Below are 16,879 nucleotides of genomic sequence, written 5' to 3' on the forward strand. Positions count from 1 at the left end.
CGCCACGGCAGGCGCGCCGGGAGCCGCCGGCGTCGGCGCCGGCCCCGGCGCTGCGCCGCTCGGGAACGGCTCGAAGCTGTCGGCGATGGCGGTCACCACCTTGTCGAAGGTCGCGGCCACGCCCTTGTCGTAGCCGACCGAGAAACCGCGCAGGCCCGAAGGCCCCAAAGCCTGCCGCCTGAAGAACTTTCCGGTCGGCGTCTCGCCGGCGACGACGAAGAAACTCGGCTGCAGCAGCTTGTAGGTGACCTTGCGCTGGACGTTCGGGTTGACCGCGATGGCACGGTCGAAGATCGCCTGCAGCGGCTCGGTTGCGGGGCCGGCGCTGACATCGAGGGTGATCTTGCCGTCGGCGCTCTGCCAGCGACTGCCGCCGGCGGCCGTCGCCTCGCGCTTGGGCAGGAGCTTTTGCGGGATGCCGATGCGGACGCCGGTCGGCTGGTCGGTGATCACGGCGAAGCCTGCCGCATCGCGCGCCGTCCTGGCGAGGCGCGCCAGCTCCTGCCGCTCGGCCGGCGTCAATTGCCCATTCGGCTCGCCGCGCCCGGCCTTGAAGCTGTTGACGGCACGGAAGGTCAGCGCCCCGAAATTGCCGGTTGCGGCGCTGTTGAGATGCCCGGTCCAGATCAAATCGGCCTGGATCGCCTTGCGCTCCGCTTCGGGCAGCGCGGAAAAGCTCTGCGTTGCCGCAGCCAGGCGCGGATCGGCCGGCTGCTGCGCCTGCGCAGCACCGAGGCAGGCGAGCATGCCGGCGATACCGATCCAAGAGGAAACCTTGAGCACGACCTTCTCCTCATCCAGACCGCGCCGCGACGCGGCGCCATTCAGCGTCAGCCTCGCTGCGGAGGCAAGAGGCGAGAAGGGCTCAACTGATCGCAAGCCGAGTTGCGCCCGACGCGCCCGGTGCTAGCTTCGCGCAGCGCAATGTGATGACCCGTCATCGCGTCGCCGCCTGCAGCGGCCAGTATCCTGCCGCCCGCCTTTTCGGAGACCGAGCCATGCGCCATCTCGTCCGTCTCGCCCTCCTGCTCGGCCTGACTGTCGCCGCCGGACCCGCTTTCGCTCAGAAGGCGTATGTGCGGCCCGATCTCGCCAGCGACGGGCAGCGCCTGGAGGAGCGGCTGAAGCGCGAGGTCTCGGTCGGCCAACGCCCCTTCGCCACCTTGTTGCGCGACGGTACGGCTGCACTCAATCGCGGCGATGCCCGCGCCGCCCTGCCCCTCGCCAATGCCGCAGCTGTGGCCGATCCCGCCAATCCCGGCGGCTGGCGCCTGATGGCGCAGGCGGCGAGCGGCATCGAGCCGCGCGATTATCGCGAGCGCTACGAACTGCGCGAGCGGGCGATCAGCGCCGCCTATCTCGCCTATCAGCGCTCGACCTCGCGCCCGGATGAGGCCTCCTCGCTCGGCGTGCTCGCCCGCGTCTTCGAGAAGCACGAACTCTGGCGCCCGGCGCTGACGACCTATCGGCTCAGCCTCGATCTTTCCGACAACGCCTCGCTGCGCACCGATTACGAGGCGCTGCGGGCCCAGCGCGGTTTCCGTCTTCTCTCAAACAAGGTCGATTCCGACGCGGCCAGCCCACGCGCCTGCTTCGAGTTCTCCGAACCGCTCTCGCGCGGCCGCATCGACTTCGCGCCTTACGTCGCCATCACCGGCAAGGGCGATTTCGCCGTCAGCGGCGAGGAGCGCCAGCTCTGCGTCGACGGCCTGCGCCATGGCGAGCGCTATGGCTTCGTCATCCGCCAGGGCGTGCCCTCGGCCATCCCCGACGAGAAGCTGCTGAAATCGGCCGATTACGAGGTCTATGTCCGCGATCGCGCCCCGTCCGTGCGCTTCACCGGCAAGAATTACGTCCTGCCGCGCACCGGCCAGCAGGGCGTGCCGGTCGTCTCGGTCAATGCCGATAGCCTCGATCTTGAGGTCATGCGCATCGGCGACCGCAACCTGATCGGCTCGGTCCATTCCGACGACTTCCTGAGCCAGCTCGGCAGCTACAACGCCAGCCAGATCGCCTCGGACAAGGGCGCGAGCGTCTGGAAGGGCACGATGGCGGTGAAGTCCGAGCTCAACAAGGACGTCACCACCGCCTTCCCGGTGCTGGAAGCGGTCGGCCGGCTGCAGCCCGGCGTCTACGTCATGTTCGCCAAGCCGACCGGCACCACTAGGGCGGCGAGCTCCTCGGACAGCGACGGCGATTACGACGATGGCACGACCCGCGCGACGCAATGGTTCGTCGTCTCCGATCTCGGCCTGACCTCCTTCTCCGGCCCGGATGGCGTGCATGTGCTGGTGCGCTCGCTCGCCGACGCCGCGCCCGTCGCCAATGCTGAATTGCGTCTGATCGCCCGCAACAACGAGGTGCTGGCGACCGTCCGCTCCGACGCCAACGGCTATGCCCGCTTCGACGCGGCCCTCGGCAAGGGCCAGGGCGGCAATGCGCCCGGCCTCGTCACCGCCAGCGTCGCCGAGGATTACGGCTTCCTCGACCTGAAGCAGACCGCGTTCGACCTCTCCGATCGGGGCGTGAAGGGCCGCGTCGCTCCGACGGGGCTCGACGCCTTCCTCTATACCGAGCGCGGCGTCTATCGCTCCGGCGAGACGGTCTATCTGACGACGCTGCTGCGCGACGCCAAAGGCGCCGCCGTCTCCGGCCTGCCGCTGACGCTCGTCGTCAGGCGGCCGGACGGCGTCGAGTACCGCCGCCGCCAGGTCGAGGACCAGGGCGCCGGTGGACGCGCCCATTCGATCCCGCTGATCTCCGGCGCCCAGACCGGCACCTGGCGCGTCCAGGCCTATTCCGACCCGAAGGGCGCCGCGATCGGCGAGGTCTCCTTCCTGGTCGAGGATTATGTCCCCGAGCGGCTGGAATTGACCCTCGCACCGAAGAAGCAGGTGCTGCAGGCCGGCGAGCCGGCCGAGATCGACGTCAACGCCCGCTATCTCTACGGCGCGCCCGGCTCCGATCTCAACGTCACCGGCTCGATGACCTTGCGCTCGGCGGCCCAGACCGCGATCCCCGGCTTCTCCGGCTACGAGGTCGGCCTGACCGACGAGGCCTTCGAGCCGCAGCAGAGCGAGTTCGAGGACGCCGCCAAGACCGGCGCCGACGGCAAGGTCACGATCGCCAATCCGGTCGCCCAGCCCGAGACCAACCGCCCGCTCGAAGTCGAACTGACCGTGCGTGTCGGCGAGCCCGGCGGGCGCGCCATCGCCCGCTCCATCACCCTGCCGATCGTGCCGAAGGGCGCCGCCATCGGCGTGCGCAAGGCCTTCAAGGAGGGCGAGCTCGGCAACGGCCAGACCGCGACCTTCGACGTGATCATGGCCCAGGGCGACGGGCGCCGCATCGCCCGCCAGGGCGTCAAATGGACGCTCTCCAAGGTCACCCGCAATTATCAGTGGTTCTACCAGGACGGCCGCTGGAACTATGAGGGCGTGAAGACGACCCGCCGCGTCGCCGATGGCGAGATCGCCGTCGCCGAAAACGCGCCGGCCCGCATCGCCGCACCGGTGCAATGGGGCAATTACCGGCTCGACGTCGGCGCCGACGGCGCCGAAGCGACCGAAACCAGCGTTTCCTTCACTGTCGGCTACGAGACCGACAAGACCGCCGACCAACCGGATGTGCTCGACGTCGCCCTCGACAAGCCGTCCTACGCCAATGGCGAGAGCATGCAGGTGCGTCTCACTCCGCGCTTCGCCGGCAAGGCGACGCTCGCAGTAATGAGCGACCGCGTCGCCGAGATCCGCACCGTCGACGTGCCCGCCAACGGCACGACCGTGACCATCCCCGCCAAGTCGGACTGGGGTGCCAGCGCCTATCTCGTCGTGCTCGCCCATCGCCCGATGGATACCGCTGCGCAGCGCATGCCCGGCCGCGCCATCGGCCTCGCCTGGTTCAGCGTCGGCAAGGACGAACGCAACCTCGCGATCGACCTCGGGGCACCCAACTTGGTGCGCCCGCTCTCGACCTTGTCGCTCCCCGTCAAGGTCACCGGCGCGAAAGCAGGCGAAGACGCCTTCATCACCGTCGCTGCGGTCGATATCGGCATCCTCAACCTCACCCGCTTCGAGAACCCCGATCCGAGCAAGTACTTCTTCGGCCAGCGCCAGCTCGGCCATGAATTGCGCGATCTCTACGGCTATCTGATCGACGGCATGCAGGGCGCGCGTGGTGCGATCCGCTCCGGCGGCGACGCCGCCCCGCAGCTCAATGGCGAGGCGCCGACGCAGGAGCCGCTTGCGCGCTATTCCGGCGTGGTCAAGCTCGGCCCCGACGGCACCGCCAAGGTCGACTTCGAACTGCCGGCCTTCAACGGCTCGGTCCGCGTCATGGCCGTGGCCTGGAGTGCCGGCCGCACCGGCCAGGCCAGCGCCGACGTCTTCGTGCGCGACCAGATCGTGGCGCAGGCGACGCTGCCGCGCTTCCTGGCGCTCGGCGACCAGTCGCGCTTCCACCTGCAGATCGACAATGTCGAGGGTCCCGCCGGCTCCTATCTCGTCGATCTCGACGTCAAGGGCCCGGTCGTCGTCGCCGCCGATGCGACCCGCCGCAGCATGACCCTGGCGGCCGGCGCCAAGAGCTCGCTGACGATTCCCGTGACTGCCGCCGGGCTTGGGCGGGCCTCGTTCGACGTCAAGGTCACCGGCCCGAACGGCATCGGCACGGTGCAGAACCTCGCCGTGCGCGTGCAGCCCTCGACTCAGACGATCGCGCGCCGGATCGTCCGCCCGATCCCGGGCGGCGGCTCACTCACCGTCTCTTCCGACCTGATGGCCGATCTCGTGCCCGATTCCGGCGCGGTCTCCGTCTCGGTCTCGCCGGTCGCGGCGCTCGACGTCGCGGCGGTGCTGAAGGCGCTGGACCGCTACCCCTATGGCTGCACCGAGCAGACGATCAGCCGGGCGCTGCCGCTGCTCGTCGTGAACCGGCTCGCCTCGATGGAGCAGCTGGCGCTCGACGGCAATGCCGACGAGCGCGTGACCGCCGCGATCGAACGCGTGCTCGCACGCCAGGGCAATAACGGCTCCTTCGGCCTCTGGGGTGTCGGCGGCGAGGACCTCTGGCTCGACGCCTTCGTCACCGACTTCCTGACCCGCGCCCGCGAGCGCCAGTTCGCGGTGCCGCAGACGGCGTTCAACATGGCGCTCGACCGCCTGCGCAACCAGGTCGTCAACACCAGCGAGGTCAACAAGGAGGAGGCGGCCGGCATCGCCTATGCCCTCTACGTGCTCGCCCGCAACGGGCGGCCGGTGATGGGCGATCTGCGCTATCTCGCCGACAACAAGCTCGGCGATTTCGGCTCTCCCCTGGCCCGCGCCCAGATCGGCGCCGCGCTCTCCCTGCTCGGCGATCGCACCCGCGGCCGGGCCGCCTTCACCAGCGCACTGGGAACGCTGCAGCAGGCCAGCGATGACGGCCTCTCGCGCCCCGATTACGGCTCGCGGCTGCGCGACGGTGCCGGCATCCTGACCCTGATCGCCGAGAGCAATGGCGAGCGTGCCGATCTCTCCCGTGCTGCCGACGTCGTGCAGAACGCGCGCCAGAATGCGCGCTATACCTCGACGCAGGAGAACATGTGGATGGCGATGGCGGCCGCGGCGATGGCCAAGGACGCCGAGGGTCTGTCGCTGACCGTCGACGGCACCGAGCGCAAGGGCGCCTTCTACCGCACGATCCCGCAGGCCTCGCTGGAGGCCAAGCCCGTGGTGATCGGCAATCCCGGCACCGCCTCCGCTAATGCCGTGATCACCGTCTCGGGCATCCCGGCGACACCGGAGCCGGCGCTCAACCAGGGCTTCGGGCTGGAGCGCACGCTCTTCACCATGAAGGGCGAGCGGGTCGATCCCGCGCGCCTGCGCCAGAACGAGCGCTATGTCGTCGCGCTCAAGGTTACCGAGCCGGCGGCGCGCTATGGCCGGCTGCTGCTGGTCGATCCCGTCCCGGCCGGCCTCGAGATCGAGAACGCCAAGCTGACCGAAGGCGCCTCGGTCGAGGGTCTCAACTGGCTGAAGCAGGAGGTCTCGCCGGTGCATACCGAGGCGCGCGACGACCGCTTCGTCGCGGCTTTCGAGCGCAGTGGCGGCAAGAACGATCCGCTGGGCTACACGGTCGCCTATATCGCCCGGGCCGTCTCGCCCGGCCGCTATGTCGCGCCGGCGGCAGTGATCGAGGATATGTACCGACCGGATCGCTTCGGGCGGACGGGGTTCGGCACGATTGAGATCTCGTCGGCGAGGTGATCTCGTGAAGCCGGGGCCGGACGAGCGAAACGCCTCTTCCTTCTCCTCTCGGGGGAGAAGGTGGCAGCGCGGAGCGCTGACGGATGAGGGAAGTCAGGCGCAAGCTGACAACTGCCTCACCCAGTCGCGCGGCCCTCATCCGTCTGCTTCGCAGCCACCTTCTCCCCCGAGGGGAGAAGGGAAGAGCGTCTGGCCGCGCCGTCTTGCCTATGCCGGCCTCGGCGTCGGTGCGCTGGCCGCGGCCACCGCCGCCTCCCTCTTCTGGCCCGCCTCCACCCTGCCCCCGATCGACTTCACCGCCGCCCGCGACCGCTCGACCGTGGTGCTCGACCGCGAGGGCAAGCTGCTGCGCCCCTTCGTCACGGCGGACGGGCGCTGGAAGCTGCCGGTCGGCGCCGGTGACGTCGATCCGCGCTACCTTTCCATGCTCAAGGCCTTCGAGGACAAGCGCTTCGACGACCATGCCGGCATCGACTCGCTCGGCGCCCTGCGCGCCGCGGGGCAGATGCTGGCGAATGGCCGCATCGTCTCCGGCGGCTCGACTCTGACCATGCAGGTTGCCCGCCTGCTCGAACCGCGCCAGGAGCGCTCGCTCTCGGCCAAGCTCAGGCAGGCTGTGCGCGCGATCGAGCTGGAGCGGCGCTTCAGCAAGACGCAGATTCTCGACCTCTACCTGACGCTCGCTCCCTTCGGCGGCAATCTCGAGGGCGTGCGCGCCGCGAGCTTCGCCTATTTCGGCAAGGAGCCGAAGCGGCTCTCGACCGCGGAAGCCGCATTGCTGGTCGCCCTGCCGCAATCGCCGGAGACGCGCCGGCCCGACCGTTTCCCGGAAGCCGCGCGCAAGGCCCGCGAGCGTGTGTTAGCCCGCGTCGAGGCGGCCGGGCTCGCGACCTCTGACGAGGTTGCCGCCGCACGCGAAGAGCCGGTGCCGACCGCGCGAAAGCCCTTCCCGAACCTCGCACCGCACACCGCCGAACAGGTGGTCGCCGAGGCCCCGGAGCAGCGCAGCCAGCGCCTCACCATCGATGCCCGCTGGCAGGCGAGCCTGGAGCAGCTCGCCCGCGAGCGCGCCATCGGCCAGGGCCCGCAGCTCTCGATCGCCATCCTGGTCGCCGATAACGAGACCGGCGAGATCCGCGCCTCGGTCGGCGGCGTCGATTACTTCGACGCCGGGCGCGCCGGCTCGCTCGACCTGACGCAGGCGCTGCGCTCCCCCGGCTCTGCGCTGAAGCCCTTTATCTATGCGCTCGCCTTCGACAACGGCCTCGCCCATCCCGAGACCATGCTGGAGGACCGGCCGACCCGCTACGGCCTCTATGTTCCCGAGAATTTCGATCTCGGCTTCCAGGGCATGGTCAGCGCCCGCAAGGCGCTGCAGCTCTCGCTCAATCTGCCGGCGGTGGAACTGCTGTCAGCCGTCGGCCCGCAGCGCTTCCTGTCGCGCCTGAAGGATACCGGCGCGGCGATCGCCATGCCGAGGGATGGCGGCGCACCCGGCCTCGCCATCGGCCTCGGTGGCCTCGGCATCACCCTCTCCGACCTGACCCGGCTCTATGTCGGCCTCGCCCGCGGCGGCGAAGTCGTGCCGCTGCATGTAAAGTCGGCGGGCGGCGTGATCGAGCCGCCCTTGCGTCTCGTCGAGCCGGTCGCCGCCTGGTATGTCGCCGATACGCTGCTCGGCGCGCCGCCGCCGCTCAATGCGCCCCCCGGCCGGATCGCCTACAAGACCGGCACCTCCTATGGCTATCGCGACGCCTGGGCGGTCGGCTTCGACCGCAAGCACACCATCGGCGTCTGGGTCGGCCGGCCCGACAATGGTGCGGTGCCCGGCCTCGTCGGGCGCGTCGTCGCGGCTCCGATCCTGTTCGACGCCTTCGCCCGCATCGGCCTCGATCCGCGACCCTTCGAACAGCCGCCGGGGACAATCTCGGCCAGCAGCGCGACCCTGCCGCCGCCGCTCCGGCATCTGCGCCAGGACGTGCCGAAGACCGTCGCGGCGCTGGCGACGCCCGGCCTCAAGCTCGCCTTCCCGCCCGAGGGCGCGAAGATCGATCTCGCTGCCTCCGGGGTCGATGGCGCTCCGCAGCTCAATCTCAAGGTCACCGGCGGCATCGCCCCCTTCACCTGGCTGGTCGACGGCGCGCCGGTGATCGCGGCGGTGAAGCGACGCGAAACCGCCTGGCAGCCGCCCGGCAAGGGCTTCGTGCGCATCTCGGTGATCGATGCCGCAGGCGCCAGCGAGAGCGTTTCGGTCAGGCTGCAATAAACTGAGGTTGCTCAGGAGAAACGAGTCGTCCCGGGCGACCGGAGGGAGACCCGGGACCCATTCCGGAACCCCTTTCGGATAGGATCGGGAATGGATCCCGGGTCTCCGCTGCGCGCCGTCCGGGATGACAAGGTTTTTCGATCCTTGGAACGAAGCTCAGCGTCACTCGATCTTGACGCCGCTCGCCTTGATGATCGGCGCCCAGCGCTCGATCTCGGCGCCGACGAAGGAACGTAGCCCAGCCGGCTCCTGCAATTCGGCCGAGGGGATCTCGGCGCCGAGTTCGTTGAGCTTGGCCTTGACCGTCGCATCGGCAAGCGCCGCCTTCAGCGCTCCGTTCAGCTTGGCGACGACCGGCGCAGGCGTGTCCTTGGGCGCGAACATCGCGTTCCAGACCTCGACCTTGAAGCCGGGCACGCCGGCTTCCGTGCTGGTCGGCACATCCGGCAGCGCCGTCGCACGGGCAGCCGAGGCGACGGCCAGCGTCTTGATCGTGCCGGCGCGATGCTGCGGGGCGACGTTCACCGCCTGGTCGCAGAGATAGTCGACCTGGCCGGCGACGAGATCGTTCATCGCCGGGCCGGTGCCGCGATAGGGCACGCCATTGGGTTTCACCCCGACGACCGTGTTGAACAGCAGGCAGGTGGTGTGGCTGACCGAGCCCACGCCGGCATGGGCGTTGCTCGCCGCCTTCTCGTTCGCCTTCACCCAGGCGACGAACTCGGCGAGTGTGCCGCTCGGATGGGTCTTGCGGACGGTCAGGAAGATCGGGTTGGTGTTGACCAGCCCGACCGGGGCGAAGTCTTCGACCGGCCGGTATTTCAGGTTCGGGTTGAGCGAGACGGCGGCGGCATGCGTGCCGGTATGACCAATCAGGATGACATGGCCGTCGGCGGGCGAGGCCATCAGGCGCTGCCCGGCGAGCGTGCCGGCGGCGCCGACCGCGTTCTCGATGATCACCGGCTGGCCGAGCGTGCGGCTCATGTGCTCGCCGACCAGGCGCCCGACCACGTCGGTCGGCCCGCCGGCCGCGAACGGGATCAGCATGGTGACCGGCTTGCTCGGGAAGGTCTGCGCCTGCGCGGTGGGAATAGAAGTCGCCATGCAGGCGGCGAGCACCGCCTTGAGCCAGAAACCGATCCTCATGCGTTCCTCCCGTTGATGTCACGGGCGGTCGCCTGAGTTCTCGCTCATTGGGCACCGCCGCCGCGACGGTTAGCGTCGGGCGGCGGCGAAAGCGAATAGACGTTTCCGCTAAGGGCTATCCGGATATCCTCTACCCGGACCGAGGCGCATGGGCGCTCCGAAACCGATCGCAACGCCAATCCAGCGTGTCATGCTCGGCCTTGTGCCGAGCACCCACGTCTTGAACACCGCATTCGATAAGTGAAGACGTGGATGGTCGGGACAAGCCCGACCATGACGACAAAGGCGCAGGCGCTACTCCGCCGGCTGTGGATGCGCCTCGGCAGCCGCATGGCGCGAGCCGTGCTTGCCGCGCGCCATGTAGCTGTAGGCGACCGGCACGACATAGAGCGTGAGCAGCGTGCCGAAGGTCATGCCGCCGACGATGACCCAGCCGATCTGCGAGCGGCTCTCGGCGCCGGCGCCTTCCGCCAAGGCCAGCGGCACGGCGCCTAGCACCATCGCGCCGGTCGTCATCAGGATCGGGCGCAGACGCAGCTCCGCCGCCTCGACCAGGGCGTCGACGAGCTCGCGGCCCTCCTCGCGCAGCTGGTTGGTGAATTCGAGGATCAGGATACCGTGCTTGGTGATCAGCCCGACCAGCGTGATCAGGCCGATCTGGCTGTAGACGTTGAGCGTGCCACCAGAGAAATAGAGCGCCGCGAGCGCACCGGTGAGCGAGAGGGGCACCGAGACCATGATCACGACGGGATCGACGAAGCTCTCGAACTGGGCCGCCAGCACCAGATAGATGAAGCCGAGCGCCAGCAGGAAGACCAGCAGGATCGAGGAACCCGACTGCTTGAACTCGCGGCTCTGCCCGGAATAGTCGGTCTGGAAGGAGGCCGGGAGGACCTTCGCCGCGCCCTGCTCGAGCACGCTCAGCGCATCGCCAAGCGAATAGCCCGCGCCCGGCACCGCCGTGATCGTCGCCGAGCGCAGCTGGTTGAAGCGGATCAGTTCCTTGGGGGCGACGTTCTCCTCGACCTGGACCAGGCTGGAGAGCTGCACGACCTGGCCGCCACGGCCGATCAGGTAGATCGACTGCAGGGCCTGGGGCGTGTTGCGATCCTCGCCCGCGACCTGCAGCATCACGTCGTACTGCTTGCTGTTCATGTTGAAGCGCGTGACCTGGCGCCCGCCGAGCAGCGTCTCCATGGTGCGCCCGATCACATCGACGCCGACGCCGAGATCGGCGGCGCGCTGGCGGTCGATCGAGACCTTGATCTGCGGCTTGTCGAGGATGAGGTTGCTTTCGATATTGGTCAGCGCCGGATTGCCCTGCACCTCGGCGATCAGGCGATCGACGTTCGCCTTGATCTCGGCATAACTGTCGGAAGAACGCAGCACGAACTCGACCGGCTTGCTGTTGGCGCCACCCTGCCCGAGCGAGGGCGGATTGGTCGCGAACAGGCGGATGCCGGGGATCTGCGACAGCCCCTTGTTGATCTCGGCGACGAGATTCTGCTGCTTGCGCTGGCGCTCTTCCCAGGGCTTCAGGCGCGCAAACGCGATCGCCCGCGTCACGTCGGGGAAGCCGACGATGACGAGGTAGGTGTCGACCTCCTGGATCTTGCTGAAATAGTCCTCGACCCGCCGGGCATAATCGGCGGTGAAGGCCATGGTGGCGCCTTCGGGCGCGACGCCGATCGCAGTGATGGTGCCGCGATCCTCGACCGGCGCCAGCTCGGAGCGGAGATTGGTGAAGAAGAAATAGCTGCCGCCGGCGACGCCGAGCGCCAGCACCACGATCAGCGGCCGGATCCTCAGCGCAAAGCGCAGCGAGCGGCGATAGCCGCTCGACAGCGCCTCGAAGAAGCGTTCCAGGGCGTTGTAGAGGAAGTTGTGCTTGTTCTCGTGGCGGAGCAACTTGGCGCACATCATCGGGGTCAGCGTCAGCGCGACGAAGCCGGAGACGAGCACGGCGCCGGCGAGCGTCAGCGCGAACTCGACGAAAAGCTTGCCGGTGCGCCCGGTCGAGAACGCCATCGGCGCGTAGACCGCGACCAGCGTCAGCGTCATCGCGACGACGGCGAAGGCGATCTCGTTGATGCCCTTGATCGCGGCCTTGGTCGGCTCAACCCCCTCCTCGATATGACGGTGGACGTTCTCGAGCACGACGATGGCGTCGTCGACGACGAGGCCGATGGCCAGCACCATCGACAGCAAGGTCAGCGTGTTGACCGTGAAGCCCATCGCATACATCAGCGCGAAGGCGCCGATCAGCGACACCGGAATGGTGACGAGCGGGATCAGCGTCGCCCTGAGCGAGCGCAGGAACAGGAAGATGATCAGCACGACGAGGACGACCGCCTCGCCGATCGTCGAATAGACCGCCTTGATCGAGCGGTCGATGAAGATCGAGGTGTCGTAGGAGGTCGCGATCGACATGCCGTCGGGCAGGTCCTCGCGAATGCCCGGCAGCGCCGCGACGACGCCGGCGGAGACGTCGAGCGGATTGGCCGTCGCCTGCTTGACGATGCCGATCGTCACCGAAGGCTGGCCGCCGAACCAGGCCGCGTTGCGCTCCTCGCGCGCGCCGAGCTCGACCTTGGCGAGATCACGCAGCTTGACCGGGAAGCCGCTGGCGTCCTTGACCGTGATCTCGCGGAACTGCTCCGGCGTGATCAGGCTAGTCTGCGAGAGCACCGTGAATTCGCGGTCGTTGCTCTCGATCCGGCCGGACGGGATCTCGACGTTCTGGGCGCGCAGCGCCGCCTCGATCTCCTGCACGGTGATGGCATAGGCGGCCATGCGGGCGCGATCGAGCCAGATGCGCATGGCGAACTGGCGCTGGCCGAGGATGCGGACTTCGGCGACGCCGGTGATGTTCTGGACCCGGTCGGAGATGAAGCGGTCGGCGAAGTCGGTCAGCTCCAGCGGCGAATGCCGCTTGCTGGTCAGCGACAGATACATCACCGGCTGGGCGTCGGCCTCGACCTTGGCGATGATCGGCTCGTCGATCTCGTCGGGCATGCGGCCCCGCACGCGGCTGACGCGGTCGCGCACGTCGGAGGCCGCGACGTCGGGATCGACGTCGGGGCGGAAGCGCACCGAGATCTGGCTGCGCTCCTGGCGGCTGGTCGAGTTGATGATCTCGATGCCCTCGATGCCGGCGATCGAGTTCTCCAGGATCTGCGTGACCTGCGTCTCGATGATCTCGGCGCTGGCGCCGCGATAGGTCGTCTGCACAGAGACGATCGGCTCGTCGATGTTCGGATACTCGCGCACCGTCAGGCGCGTATAGGAGACGAAGCCAATCAGGACGACGAGCAGGCTGAGGACGGTCGAGAGGACCGGCCGGCGGACGAAGAGCTCGAACAGGCTCATTGCTGCGCGACGCCTGGCGGCACGGCACCCGGCAGCGCGCTGGTCTGGACCGAAGCCTTCTCCTTGATCGCAACGGTCGAGCCATCGCGCAGGCGCATCTGGCCGGCGGTGACGATCTGCTGGCCGGCTTTCAGCCCCTTCACCACCTCGACCTTGCCGAGCAGGCGCTTGCCGAGCTCGACCGGCATGCGCCGCGCCTTGCCTCCCTCGACGACGAAGACCGCCTTGCCGACGCCATCAGGCACCACGGCGGTCTCCGGCACGAGCAGGGCATTGTCGCGCTTGTCGACCACCACTGTGACGCGGGCGAACAGGCCGGGCTTCAGCACGAGGTCGGCATTGGGGATGCTGGCGCGCAGCTTCACGGCGCGGCCATTGACGTCGACCACGGGGTCGATCGCGAAGACCTGGCCGGTGAACGGCCGGTCAGGCACCGCATCCACCTTGAGCTGGATCGGCTGGCCCACCTTGACCTGGGTCAGGAAGATCTCGGGCACGCGGAAATCGACCTTGATCGGGTCGATATTGGTCAGCGTGATCAACTGCTTGCCGACCGAGACGAAATCGCCGATGCCGACCGAGCGCAGACCGACGACACCGGTGAACGGCGCCTTGATCGTCGCCAGAGCGAGCTTGGCCTGGACGAGCTGGATCTTCGCTTCCTGGGAGGCGAGCTGCGCCGTCGCCTGCTCCAGCGCGACCTGCGTGCCGGAGCCGCGCTGCACCAGCGAGCGATTGCGGTCATAGGTGTCGCGGGCGAGCGAGAGATCGGCCTGGGCCTGCTTCAGCTCGGCGTCGAGCATGGCGGTGTCGAGCATCACCAGCTTCTGGTCCTTGGCGACCTTCTCGCCTTCCTTGAAGCCGAGCGCGACCACGCGGCCAGCCATTTCGGGAGCGATCACCACCGATTCGTCGGCGGCGAGTGTGCCGAGCGCCTCGACCTCCTCATTGACCGAAGAGAGCTCGATCGCGCCGACCTCGACCGGCACGGCCGCAGCCTGCCCGGGGGCCGTCGCTTGCGCCTGCACCTGCTGGCCGCTGCCCTTGAAGTGGTTGCGGTAGCCGTAATATCCGCCGCCCGCCAGCCCGGCGATCAGGATAAGGAGGAGAAAACGCTTCATCAGGCTGGACGCTCCGGGAGTACGGACATATTCTAGACTGGACGGTCTAGTTTGATAAGCACCCTTTAAGGGCGGAAGCGTGACGGAATGATCAATGCACGGACGCGGTAGCGCCACCGCTGCAGAAGCAAGACCGATGCCGGCCGAAAAATCACGGCCGGATAAACATGACGCGATCACTAGGGCCGCGTCGGAGACGTTCCTGGCCGAGGGCTTCGATCGCGCCAGCCTCGATCAGATCGCCCAGCGCGCCGGCGTCTCCAAGCAGACCATCTACAGCCATTTCGCCGACAAGCAGGCGCTGTTCCTGGCGATCTGCACCGAACTCACTGAAAAATTGACGATTCCGCTGCGCAGACCGGCCAGCGAGACCGGCGATCTGCGCTCCACCTTGCTGCGTCTCGGCGAGGATGCGCTGGCGATGATGCTGCATCCGGCCTCGCTCGATTTGCATCGCCTGATCGTCGGAGCCGCCGCCCGCTTTCCCGAACTGGGACAGGCTGCGTACGAGGCTGGGGCAGGCCGCATGATCACGGACCTCTCCGCCTTGCTCGCGCAGCGTTCACGATCGGGTGATGGCCTGCCTCGGCCCTTGGCCGACGAGGAGGCCGACAGGCTCGCCGAGCAGTTCATCGGCATGCTGCGCGGCTTCCATCAGGTCCGCGGCCTGTTCGGCATCGCGCGCGCGGCCGACGCCGAGCGCAAGGCTTATGTCGCCGCCTGCGTCGACTTGCTGCTGCGCGCGGGCTGACAGTCCACCTTCTGCCGCGAGTGCGGGCGATATGGTTGACGGTCGATGACCGGCCTTCCACCTCGGCCGTCCCGGAATGCACCTCCTGTCACGGCGCTGTCATCTGCCGCCGATACCGCATCATCCCGCAATCGCGGGAGAGTGTCGATGCTGCGTATCGAGGGTCTGACCAAGCGTTTCGGCGGTAAGGCCGCCGTCGACAACGTCACCCTGTCGATTCCACGCGGCGAGATGGTCGGCATCATCGGCCGCTCGGGTGCCGGCAAGTCGACGCTGCTGCGCATGCTCAACCGCCTCGCCGACGCCAGCGAAGGCCGTATCCTCAGCGAGGAGCGCGACGTCACCGCCCTGCGCGGCGCGGCGCTGCGGGCCTGGCGGCGCGATACCGCAATGATCTTCCAGCAGTTCAACCTGGTCGGCCGCCTCGACGTGCTGACCAATGTCCTGCTCGGCCGCCTCAACCATCGCTCGGCCGCGCTGACACTGGTCAAGAGCTTCTCGCAGGACGACAAGGTTCGCGCCATTGCCGCGCTCGAGCGGCTCGACATGGGCCATCTGCTCGCGCAGCGCGCCGAGACCCTCTCCGGCGGCCAGCAGCAGCGCGTCGCCATCGCCCGCGCTCTGGTGCAGGAGCCGAAGATCATCCTGGCCGACGAGCCGATCGCCTCGCTCGACCCGCGCAACACCCAGGTCGTCATGGACGCGCTGTTCCGCATCAATCGCGAGGACGGCATCACCGTGGTCTGCAATCTCCACCATCTCGACATCGCCGCGAAGTATTGCGACCGGCTGATCGGCATGGCCGGCGGCAAGGTCGTATTCGACGGCCCGCCGCATGCACTGACGAGCGAGCTTGCCGCCGAACTCTACGGCATCGAGGCCAAGGATGCCGGTGCCGAAGCGCTCGACGCGCTCGAAGCCATCGCCAGCCAGGAAGCCAAGCGCGCCAAGCAGAACGCCGCCTGAGACAGCCGGCGGCGTGCCCGCGGGCCTGCCCTTACGCCTGACCTTTCACCACCGACTTTTCCAAAGGAGCACCACCATGCTGACCCGTCGTCATACCCTCACGCTCGCCGCGGCCGGCCTTGCCGCGACGCTCGCTACGCCTGCCTTCGCGCAGGACTGGAAGGCGAAATATCCCGAGCTGGTCTTCGCCATCATCCCCTCCGAGAACGCCTCGGGCGTGGTCGAGCGCTACACCCCCTTCGTGAACTATCTCGCCAAGGAGCTCGGCACCAAGGTCACGCTGCGCATCGCCAACGACTACGCCGCGATCATCGAGGGCCAGCGCGCCGGCAACATCCATATCGGCATGTACGGCCCGGCCTCCTTCGCCCGCGCGCTGATGACCGGCGCCAAGGTCGACGCCTTCGCTATCGAGACCAATATCGACGGCACCAAGGGCTACTACTCGGTCTTCTACGTGAAGAAGGACTCGCCCTATCAGAAGATCGAGGATCTCAAGGGCAAGAATCTTGGCCTCGTCGACCCGAACTCGACCTCGGGCAACAATGTGCCGCGCTTCGCGCTCGACGGCATGAAGATCGAGCCCGAGACCTTCTTCGGCAAGGTCGTCTACACCGGCAGCCATGAGAACGCGGTCATCGCGCTGCAGCAGGGCACCGTCGACGTCGCCGCCAACTGGTGGAACGACGAGCAGGAATCGAACCTGCTGCGCATGGACCGCAAGAAGATGGTCAAGGCGGACGAATTCCGCATCATCTACAAGTCCGAGCAGATCGTGAACTCGCCGATGGCCTATCTCACCGAGCTGCCGGAAGAGCTGAAGGCCAAGATCCGTGACGCGGTGCTGAACCTCGCCACCAAGGACAAGGCCGCCTTCGACAAGATCTATGAAGGCAAGCAGGGCCCGCTCGTCGCCGTCGACAACGAGGCCTACGACCCGATCATCGAGCTGAACAAGTTCGTCGACGCTCTCCGCAAGAAGAAGTCGTCGTAATCACGTGCTCCCTCCCCTCTC

8 protein-coding genes and 1 pseudogene are annotated in these 16,879 nt (G+C 68.0%); 5 read left to right on the forward strand and 4 right to left on the reverse strand.

Features of this window, described 5'->3' with window-relative positions:
• Window positions 1-783: pseudogene (locus tag CXY91_RS02580) on the reverse strand (serine protease); the annotation flags it as partial.
• A gap of 215 nt (window positions 784-998) precedes the next feature.
• Here CXY91_RS02580 and CXY91_RS02585 point away from each other — a divergent pair.
• Window positions 999-6,245 (forward strand): alpha-2-macroglobulin family protein, encoded by a 5,247-nt coding sequence (locus CXY91_RS02585; protein WP_100959179.1) that lies wholly within the window; start codon window positions 999-1,001, stop codon window positions 6,243-6,245.
• Window positions 6,246-6,321: 76 nt separating this feature from the next.
• Complete coding sequence (pbpC, locus tag CXY91_RS02590) at window positions 6,322-8,511, forward strand: penicillin-binding protein 1C (RefSeq protein WP_100959353.1); 2,190 nt, start codon at window positions 6,322-6,324, stop codon at window positions 8,509-8,511.
• A gap of 162 nt (window positions 8,512-8,673) precedes the next feature.
• On the opposite strand, the gene CXY91_RS02595 is transcribed toward pbpC, so the two are convergent.
• From CXY91_RS02595 to CXY91_RS02605, 3 genes are all read right to left on the reverse strand, one after another.
• The gene (locus tag CXY91_RS02595; RefSeq protein WP_091832798.1) at window positions 8,674-9,657 is read right to left on the reverse strand and encodes a tripartite tricarboxylate transporter substrate-binding protein; all 984 of its coding nucleotides are present in this window, start codon (window positions 9,655-9,657) and stop codon (window positions 8,674-8,676) included.
• Between the two features lie 294 nt (window positions 9,658-9,951).
• The gene (locus CXY91_RS02600) at window positions 9,952-13,026 is read right to left on the reverse strand and encodes an efflux RND transporter permease subunit (protein WP_100959180.1); all 3,075 of its coding nucleotides are present in this window, start codon (window positions 13,024-13,026) and stop codon (window positions 9,952-9,954) included.
• Window positions 13,023-14,147, reverse strand: coding sequence for an efflux RND transporter periplasmic adaptor subunit (locus tag CXY91_RS02605; protein ID WP_091832792.1), 1,125 nt, complete (start codon window positions 14,145-14,147; stop codon window positions 13,023-13,025). Before CXY91_RS02605 ends, CXY91_RS02600 begins: the two co-directional genes overlap by 4 nt.
• A 136-nt stretch (window positions 14,148-14,283) precedes the next feature.
• Between CXY91_RS02605 and CXY91_RS02610 the strand changes: the two genes are divergently transcribed.
• From CXY91_RS02610 to phnD, 3 genes are all read left to right on the forward strand, one after another.
• On the forward strand, window positions 14,284-14,898 hold the full coding sequence (locus tag CXY91_RS02610; protein WP_158673242.1) for a TetR/AcrR family transcriptional regulator: 615 nt from the start codon (window positions 14,284-14,286) through the stop codon (window positions 14,896-14,898).
• A 147-nt stretch (window positions 14,899-15,045) separates the two neighbouring features.
• Window positions 15,046-15,864, forward strand: a complete 819-nt coding sequence (gene phnC / locus CXY91_RS02615) for a phosphonate ABC transporter ATP-binding protein (protein WP_091832786.1) — start codon at window positions 15,046-15,048, stop codon at window positions 15,862-15,864.
• A 76-nt stretch (window positions 15,865-15,940) separates the two neighbouring features.
• Window positions 15,941-16,858, forward strand: a complete 918-nt coding sequence (gene phnD / locus CXY91_RS02620; protein WP_100959182.1) for a phosphonate ABC transporter substrate-binding protein — start codon at window positions 15,941-15,943, stop codon at window positions 16,856-16,858.
• Window positions 16,859-16,879 lie beyond the last annotated feature (21 nt).

Source organism: Allobosea sp. FBZP-16 (assembly GCF_002831785.1).
Lineage (GTDB): Bacteria > Pseudomonadota > Alphaproteobacteria > Rhizobiales > Beijerinckiaceae > Allobosea > Allobosea lupini.

Bases quoted from the DNA above. Each gene is read 5' to 3' on its own strand.
- CXY91_RS02610 (WP_158673242.1), top strand. From the start codon at position 14,284: ATGCCGGCCGAAAAATCACGGCCGGATAAACATGACGCGATCACTAGG.
- CXY91_RS02585 (WP_100959179.1), top strand. From the start codon at position 999: ATGCGCCATCTCGTCCGTCTCGCCCTCCTGCTCGGCCTGACTGTCGCC.
- CXY91_RS02595 (WP_091832798.1), bottom strand. From the start codon at position 9,657: ATGAGGATCGGTTTCTGGCTCAAGGCGGTGCTCGCCGCCTGCATGGCG.
- CXY91_RS02605 (WP_091832792.1), bottom strand. From the start codon at position 14,147: ATGAAGCGTTTTCTCCTCCTTATCCTGATCGCCGGGCTGGCGGGCGGC.
- phnD (WP_100959182.1), top strand. From the start codon at position 15,941: ATGCTGACCCGTCGTCATACCCTCACGCTCGCCGCGGCCGGCCTTGCC.
- phnC (WP_091832786.1), top strand. From the start codon at position 15,046: ATGCTGCGTATCGAGGGTCTGACCAAGCGTTTCGGCGGTAAGGCCGCC.
- CXY91_RS02600 (WP_100959180.1), bottom strand. From the start codon at position 13,026: ATGAGCCTGTTCGAGCTCTTCGTCCGCCGGCCGGTCCTCTCGACCGTC.